This is a genomic window from Lactobacillus acetotolerans DSM 20749 = JCM 3825 (genome assembly GCF_001436775.1).
Taxonomy (GTDB): domain Bacteria; phylum Bacillota; class Bacilli; order Lactobacillales; family Lactobacillaceae; genus Lactobacillus; species Lactobacillus acetotolerans.
Window position 1 is genome coordinate 1 of record NZ_AYZC01000081.1, and the last position, 1,633, is coordinate 1,633.

Annotated in this window: 3 protein-coding genes; 2 read left to right on the plus strand and 1 reads right to left on the minus strand. The window is 27.3% G+C overall.

Features of this window, described 5'->3' with window-relative positions; genetic code table 11:
• Nucleotides 1–44: 44 nt before the first annotated feature.
• Nucleotides 45–518 (minus strand): hypothetical protein, encoded by a 474-nt coding sequence (locus FC77_RS07525; protein ID WP_056971009.1) that lies wholly within the window; start codon nt 516–518, stop codon nt 45–47.
• A gap of 123 nt (nt 519–641) precedes the next feature.
• Between FC77_RS07525 and FC77_RS07530 the strand changes: the two genes are divergently transcribed.
• Both FC77_RS07530 and FC77_RS07535 read left to right on the plus strand, forming a co-directional pair.
• On the plus strand, nt 642–995 hold the full coding sequence (locus tag FC77_RS07530) for a hypothetical protein (protein ID WP_056971010.1): 354 nt from the start codon (nt 642–644) through the stop codon (nt 993–995).
• Between the two features lie 40 nt (nt 996–1,035).
• Nucleotides 1,036–1,326, plus strand: coding sequence for a bacteriocin immunity family protein (locus FC77_RS07535; RefSeq protein WP_054682324.1), 291 nt, complete (start codon nt 1,036–1,038; stop codon nt 1,324–1,326).
• Nucleotides 1,327–1,633: the final 307 nt, after the last annotated feature.

The following is a 1,633-nucleotide window of genomic DNA, read 5'->3' on the forward strand; positions in this document are numbered from 1 at the left end:
ATTTAGACATAGTAAAAGACCTAAAAGTGTCTCACTTTTAGGTCTCACTTCATAATGATATTTTTTCCAATTTTACTTTTCTTTGCCATAAATGTACGTATTTCATCAATTTGTTTTCTCTTCTTAAGTAGTAACCAAGCGATTATTATTGCAAAGATGAGGTTACATATAAAACAAGTAATTAGAAGGATTGGAATTCTATTGGGGTGATTAATTTTTAAAGCAATTTGGGACACAAAGGCTTCAATATTAATGATGAAGAGGTAAATTTCCATAAATAGAAAAATCCAAAATAAATCAGAAACCTTATCTCGCACAAGCATGTATGCAGCAAAAAGGATTCCGAAAATAATTTCACCAGTTGATGATAAAAACATTGATAGGAAAGTTCCTAAACTTGCCCATAAAATCATATACAAGTACCTAATTCGGCCAAAAAAGATATATGATAAAAAACACATCCCGATAAGGTATATTGGTAATATAGTTGATATATATGCTGAATCTGATAAAGTCATTCTTTTTCCTTTATTTAAGCAAAAAAATTAATTCACTGTATTAATCTAATAATAGTTAATGTAAAATTACAATAGTAGGTAGTATATAGATAACATAGTATATTAAAAATTAGGATACCCAAAATGACTAAAAATGAAAAAAGAGATATTTTAATTGAGGTAGTAATTGTAATAATCAGCTTATTTTTGCTTGTTGTTACGCATAAGTCTATTTCTAAAACTTTGTTTGATATTTTATCTATTATATTAATAATACTAATAATTTTTATTCCCAGTGGGTGTCGTACTGGGATGCAATTGAATAAAATTAAAAAAGTTTTGAACACAAACAATAAAAATATTATCTATGAAATATATGACCAAACTGGAATTACTGAAGTTAAATTACAACAATTTATTAATTCAAAGGGTTGGGGAACAGGAATTAGCTGGAAGACGCGGTATAAAATTGAAGAAATAATTGATGATAATATTTGAAATAAAAAATTTTGCTTTTTTACTTATAGAGAGAGGCTACATGAAGAAGAACACTGATAAACAATTATTGAATGATATTAACCTTGCATTAAAAGATAATATTAATGACAAGGAACGAGCAGTTTTAACAGATGCTAAACAAAGATTAGAAAAGAAAAAGTATGCTTTACGTATAAGACGTGACATAGAATTAGAGTTAAGACCGATGGCTGTGTCTGGTAAATTGACAAAAAGTGTAGGGAAAATTTATTTGAAAATTATTAATGGTGAATATAACGATGGTGGAATATTTAGCGGGATGCTGAATGCACCTGGTAATGACATGTGGTAAATCGTTCTGTAAAAATAGGTATAATCTGAATGAAGATTTATAAAATAAATAATAAAAGCGGTAGATGATCAAAAATCTATCGCTTTTTTGCTATATAATAGTTAATCTTAATAATAATTTTTAGTAATTTATCTACTTTGCTTTGACCTGTCTGTTAGTTGTTCGTTAATCTCATTTTTAATACACTTCTGTACCAAAGCTATGGGAGTTACATATTTTGTACATATTACTAATACAGATGTAGCAAGTAGAGACTGTAAAATATTTTGTGTAAGGATGAAGGACTCCTTAAATTAATTTCTTAAAA